The 6,000-nt window shown below is 67.8% G+C and carries 4 protein-coding genes; 1 reads left to right on the top strand and 3 read right to left on the bottom strand.

Annotated features, from left to right (window positions below; translation table 11 throughout):
• Positions 1-529 precede the first annotated feature (529 nt).
• From AB0O15_RS45510 to AB0O15_RS45500, 3 genes are all read right to left on the bottom strand, one after another.
• Positions 530-1,312 carry an alpha/beta hydrolase gene (locus AB0O15_RS45510; protein ID WP_364333591.1) on the bottom strand — a complete coding sequence of 261 codons (783 nt, stop codon included), beginning with the start codon at positions 1,310-1,312 and terminating at the stop codon, positions 530-532.
• 93 nt (positions 1,313-1,405) lie between these two features.
• A complete protein-coding gene (locus tag AB0O15_RS45505; RefSeq protein WP_364333589.1) occupies positions 1,406-1,855 on the bottom strand; it encodes a YdeI/OmpD-associated family protein in 450 nt (149 codons plus the stop codon).
• Between the two features lie 182 nt (positions 1,856-2,037).
• Positions 2,038-2,706: a DUF998 domain-containing protein gene (locus AB0O15_RS45500; protein WP_364333586.1), complete on the bottom strand. Its 669-nt coding sequence runs from the start codon at positions 2,704-2,706 to the stop codon at positions 2,038-2,040.
• A 357-nt stretch (positions 2,707-3,063) separates the two neighbouring features.
• On the opposite strand from AB0O15_RS45500, the gene AB0O15_RS45495 reads away from it, so the two are divergent.
• Positions 3,064-5,898 (top strand): LuxR C-terminal-related transcriptional regulator, encoded by a 2,835-nt coding sequence (locus AB0O15_RS45495; RefSeq protein ID WP_364333583.1) that lies wholly within the window; start codon positions 3,064-3,066, stop codon positions 5,896-5,898.
• Positions 5,899-6,000: the final 102 nt, after the last annotated feature.

Raw genomic sequence — 6,000 nt, 5'->3', positions numbered from 1 at the left:
CGCAGCCTACCGGCGTCCGATTCGTCGGCGCTCCGTCGGAGCTGTTCGGGCCGAGGGCCGCCACCCGGCCACGGCCCCGTCAGAGCGCTCACGTCACAACGAGCGTGCGCCGAGGATCGGCCTGGCCGTCCTCGCAACGCGTGACTGCATCCCATCGGCCAACGCGCACGCACGGCGGCAAATGAGCGCATCGCATCTGTCAGATCCAGGCCTATTCTTTCAGTCACTTTCATGCTGCCGATCACGTTCAGCAGAACGGCTGAGGAGTAGCCATACCAGCAGCCCGAGTACCGCCAAAATTACTCCTCCATAACAGCTGAAGGCCGCAACGGTATTGAACTCGCTGGTTGCTCCTTCGTAGCGAGCAGTTATGACCGCAAAATCCGGAACAGCACAGCGTTGTACTCCCCACCAGCAGCCTGACGACGGCACCGATCCCCCGTCAATGGCCAATTTGCTATCCCCGACACTCCCCCAGACGCCTCCATGACACCGTTGGCGGACACGGTGTGCTGGGCGATGACCTTCCTCATGACTTGCTGGCGAAGAATGCGGTGACGATGGGGGCGATGGCGGCCGCGTCGACGTTGTGCGGCTGGCCTGGCAGCGTGGTGCGGTGGGCGTGTGGGAGAGCGTTGGCGATCGCCTCGGCCGCCGCGGTGATCCAGGGAATAGTCGCACCGTCGATGACGAGGGTGGGGATGGTGATGGACTTCAGCGCGTCGGACGGCAGGGCGAAGTCGGCGGCGACGTCGGCTTCGTAGGTCAGGCAGCTCGCGCTGGCGGCCATCGCGTCCCAGAACGGGGCGTTCTTCATGCCGGCGACGAATTCGGCGGGCATGAGCGCCGCCTTGAGCATGAACAGTTCCATCATGTCGCTGAACCGGCCGTCCGCTCGCAGGGCGTATTGCTGGTCACGGTAGTCGGCCGGGATGGGCTCGCGGGTGCCGGGAAGGATGTAAGGGACCTCCCACAGCGCCAGCTTGGTGATGGCCAGACCGCGGGCGGCGGCCTGGATCGCGATCATCCCGCCGCCGGAGGTGCCGTACATCATCGCGGATCCGCCCGCTTCGGTAATGAGTGCCTGGAGGTCGTCGAATTCGCGGTCGACCGAGTACGGGGCGGTGTCGACGGTGTCACCTCGCCCGCGGCGGTCGTAGCTGTAGACGGTGAATTGCTCTGCCAGCAGCGCGGCCAGCGGCGACTCGGCGCTCCGGTCGACCGGACCACCGCCGATCAGGATGATCGTCGGACCTGAGCCGATGCGGTCGTAGCCGATGCGGGTGCCGTCCGGGGAGGTGACGAAGTTCATGATGTTCCTTCGATCGGTTGGCAGAGCTGGTCGATGGACGTGCGGTGGGACGCGAACGTCGGTGCGCGGGGCGCCACGGGCAGGGTGGGTTGGTCAGCGGGCGTTGCCGGCGGCGAGCGTGGCGACGGACTTCTCGATGCGCCGGCGTCGGGTGGCGTCGGTCTTGGCGCCTTCGATCGAGAGGACGTGTGCTCTGCGGTTGCTGTAAGACAGCTGGTCGAAGAAGTTCCGGGCCTGCGGTTCTTGGTCGAGGGCAGCGGAGAAGTCGGCCGGGACGGCGACCTCGCGGGGCTCGGTGTCCAGCCGGATCTCAAGCTCGATGACGTCTCCGCCGGCGATGCCGGTCTGCTGCCGGACGTCGGCATTCAGGCCGAGCATGTAGGTGCCGTTCATCGGCGCCACCGAGCTACGGAAGGTGTGCTGGCCGATGGTCACCCGGACTTTCGGTCGCTTTCCGCTGCCGAGCGCGTCGACGATCGCAGCCGGCACGGCGACACCGGTGGTGGTCTTGCCGGCGGTCAGGACGGTGGTCTGGAATCTCATGGCGGACCTTCCTTTCGGACGAACAAGTCGGGCACGGGCTGTGACGCTGTTTGCCGCGCTGGTGCAGCCGTCAAAGGGTCAGACAACGCTCGGCCGCGAAACTCATCGGTCCTGGAGCGCCAATTCCCGCGTCGGCGGTCAGCCTGGTCGCCGTGTCTCGATGGCTCCGCCGTCACCCCGTGTCATGAGTTGCGTGGTCGTTGGGACATGTCGGTGCACTTCTGACGGTCCTTGATAGCGACATGGCGGTATAGGTGGAGGGACACCGTGGACAGCCAGCTCCAGACGATCAGGATCGCGGCGACGAACGTTACGGTCGTGGGACCGTGTGAGCCGCTGGCGATGCCGACGAATCCCGCGAGGAAGACGATCCCTGTGATCCGCGAGAACCAGGCCAGGTCGCGCCGCCCGTCGCGGACGAACCGGTCGGCCAACACGAAGCAGGCCGCGATCACGCACAAGAATCCGACGCCGCCGAACACGAAATGCAGCAGGCCGTGTGTGCTCACGGCGGTGACTTCGGGTGTGCCGACCGGGAAGCCCTGTGCCGGGTCCGCCCGGAAGATGCCAGCCCCGATCATGCCGAGGCCGTAGCCGCCCAGGAGCAGGGCACCCCAGATGCTGCCGCGTTTCGGGCGCAGCGTCATGTGGAGTCCCACCGCTGCCGCGATGACCATCATGCCGGTGGCGATGAAGTTGGTGATCTGGATCCAGCCGAGATCGCCGTTGGCCAACAAGCTCCAGCTGTGTTTGGTCAGGTCGAACCGCTCGCGGGTCAACGCCTGCGCCAAGGCGACGATGACGTAGAACGGCCCGGCCACGACACCGCAGCCAAGCAACAATCTGGTCACCCTGGTCGAAGGTTCGCGATGCTCGGCGGCGGTGATCCCGCCGGGGGAGACTATATGTGCCATATATGCGCGTCTCTCTCGTGAGTTCATTTACAGACATGGATGAGATATCAATCGCGTCAGAGCGCCGGCGCGCACCGCATGCATCATGTGATCCAGCAAGATCGCGACGGCGGGGCCAGACCTGGCCGGGGCAAGCCGGGCTTGACGCTGCCCCGCAACGCTTGACCGGACGGCGTCGGTGTTGTACGTCAAAGCGTGCGCTACACCCCAGGGGGAGGGCATCCGTGCTGACCACGGATTTTCACCACGCAAAACGGGGCCACGGACCGGGCGATGGTCGGTCATGATGTGGCAATGATCAAGCTTTCTCGCGCCGAGGCGTCCGGGCCTGAGGCTGAGGCCCCCGCCGGTGCGATGACTGCTCCGCATCCCCCCAAGGTTTCCAAGCGGGAGGCTCAGGTGCTGGCCGCCATCGGGTCGCGGCTGTCAAACGCGGAAATCGCCGCCAGCTTGCACATCTCGGTCCGGACCGTGGAGAGCCACGTCTCCTCGCTGCTGCGCAAACATGGAGTCTCCGACAGGCTGGCTCTTGCGGCGCTGGCCGGCCGGGTCGGGCCGGGCCGGTCACAGGTGCTCGGCGTGCCGTCCGCCTGGACGTCCTTCGTCGGGCGAGGCACCGAGCGTGACGCGGCCCTGGCCGCCTTGGAATGCTCCCGATTGGTCACCCTGGTGGGCTCGGGTGGCGTCGGCAAGACCCGACTCGCAGCGGTCATCGCCGAAGCGGCGGCGGTGTCCTTTCCCGCCGGCGGGGCATTCGTGGATCTGGTGCCGGTACGCGACGGATTCGTCGCGCAGGCGGTCGCGGCCGCACTTGGCGTGGCCGAGCGGCCGAAGGTTCCGCTGGAGGAGGCTATCGCTGAACGGTTGGGGCAACACCGTTCGCTTCTCGTTTTGGACAACTGCGAGCACCTGCTCGACGCGGTAGCTGGATTCGCCGAACGGATCCTCGCCATCACCGCCGGTGTGCGGGTGCTGGCGACCAGTCGCGAGCGCCTCGGGATACCCGGTGAGCGAGTCATGCCCCTCGCACCACTGCCGCTGAACTCCGACGCCGAGACACTCTATGTCGACCGTACGAGGGCGTCAGATCCCTCATTCAGCGCGGACGCGACCCTGGTCGCGGGCATCTGCGCCAAGCTCGACGGCGTTCCGCTGGCGATCGAGTTGGCCGCAGCCCGCACACCGTCGTTAGGCACCGCGGGCTTGCTGGTCGCGCTCGAGGATCGGCTGCGGGTGCTGGCCGGCGGACGGGGAACCGACGCACGGCACCGCTCGATGCGCGCGGTGATCGACTGGAGTCACGACCTGCTCGACGACCAGGAGCGTGCCCTGTTACGGCGCCTTGCGGTGTTCGTCGGCAGCTTCGATCTGGCCGCGGCGGTGGCGGTGACCCCCGGGCACGACCCGGCATCCATCGCCGACCTGCTCGGCCGGCTGACCGACAAGCATCTGGTCGCCCATCAACAGCCCGCCCCAGGTTGGTGGCGGCTACCCACCACGATCCGCGCCTACGCCGGTGACCAGCTTCGGACCAGCGGCGAGCAGGCCGATGTCCAGGAGCGGCATCTGCGCTGGGCCGCCCGGACCGCGGCGCAGTTGGCGGCGCGGTCCGGGCGATGGCGGGACATTTTCGATCTCGTCGCCGATGATCTACGCGCAGCCCTGGCCGCGGCGCCCCCCGGCCCGGGCGATCTGCCGCATCGCCTTGCCCGAGCGCTGGGACGTCTGACCTACGCACGGCGCTTCCTGACCGAAGCAGTCACCCGCCACCGGCAGGCCGCCCAGCACGCTCGACTCCCGACGGATGCCGCCGAGGACCTGCGCGCCGCGGCCGACTGCGCGCTGGCGCTCGGGGACTTCAAGGAGGCCTACGGGCTTCTGCTCGGCTCAGCCGAGCAGGCACGCGTTGCCGGTGACGGCAACACTCAGGCCATCGCATTGGCTTCTGCCGTGATCACCGGTCACCGGCATCCCGGTGACCGCAGTCAAATCCCTCACCAGCGACTGCGCGAAGTCCTCGCCGAAGCGTCGACCACAGCCGACCCCCACGACATGGTCGTCGCAGCGCACCTTGCCGCCGCCCGGGCCTGGACCGCCAGCGGCGAAAAGCTCTCACCCGATCCGGCTCTGTCCGCCGCCGCAGCCGATGCCGCGCGCGCCACCGCCGATCCGATACTGATCAGCGCCGCCCTCGACGCGGTCGGCCTGGCGGCCGCCAGGGCCGGCCGGCTACGGGACGCGCTCAGCATCGTCACCGAACGGCTCGCCCTGCTCGCCCCGCACGCCGTGGACGACCCGCGCTTCGCGGTAGAGATATCCGACGCGTACGGCATTGTCGTCATGTACGCCCTCCTGGTCGGTGACCTACCCACCGCGGCAGCGACCGCTCGACAACATCTGGCTGACGACCTGGCACACCACAAGGCCTTGACGACGTTGGTCGCGCCGCTGGTGCTCATGGGCGACCTGGACGAGGCGCTGCGCCTCGCCGGTGCCGCGTGGGAGGACTGGCATGGTGCCGGACGGCGCTACACCTTGCTGAAGACAGAGACTCTGATGGCCACCGCCCTCGCCTACGGGCTGCGCGGAGACAGCGAGCAGTTCCGGCTCTGGCGGACCCGGGCGGCGCAGGCTGCCAACGTCACCGACATCACCCAGTCGAGCAACCACGCGTCGTTCGCCGCATTCGTTGACGCACGGGTCGCCCTTCACACCGGGCGGGTCGGTGCCGCGACCGCGACAACGGGCCAGCAGTTCACCGGCTTTGTCGCCAACCGCTACGAGCCATATGCCCGTGCCGTCAAAGCCGAACTGGCGGTCGTCGCCGGACTGCCCGACGCTGCCGAACGCCTGTCCGTGGCCGCATCGGCAGCAGAGCAGAACGACTGGGCCGCCGCCGGCCTCGCCCGCGCCCGCGGCCGCCTGTACCACGACCAAGCCGCACTGACCGCATCCGTCAAAGGCTGGGAACTGATCGGCGCGCGATTCGAACGCGCCTGCACCCTCCTGCTCATCCCGGACCGCGCGCACGAGGGCCGCACCGAACTGGCCGCCATCGGCGTCCCACAACCGGCATACGGGATCCCGACCCCGGACGCGCACATCCCGGCCAGCCCCACACAGGAATAGCCCGATCCAACAATTCGATCAGGATGTCGGTGCGCCGACGCGGTAACAGGTGTCCAAATACATGCGTTGCGCCTCAACGTAGCGTCGCATGCTGGGGTTCTC

Source organism: Actinoplanes sp. NPDC089786, from assembly GCF_040684855.1.
GTDB lineage: Bacteria > Actinomycetota > Actinomycetes > Mycobacteriales > Micromonosporaceae > Actinoplanes.
Note: the sequence above shows the minus strand (reverse complement) of the source record. Positions and strands in the feature narration are given on the sequence as shown.

Excerpts from the sequence above, each read along its gene's own strand:
- AB0O15_RS45510 (WP_364333591.1), bottom strand. The coding sequence starts at position 1,312 with ATGAACTTCGTCACCTCCCCGGACGGCACCCGCATCGGCTACGACCGC.
- AB0O15_RS45505 (WP_364333589.1), bottom strand. The coding sequence starts at position 1,855 with ATGAGATTCCAGACCACCGTCCTGACCGCCGGCAAGACCACCACCGGT.
- AB0O15_RS45495 (WP_364333583.1), top strand. The coding sequence starts at position 3,064 with ATGATCAAGCTTTCTCGCGCCGAGGCGTCCGGGCCTGAGGCTGAGGCC.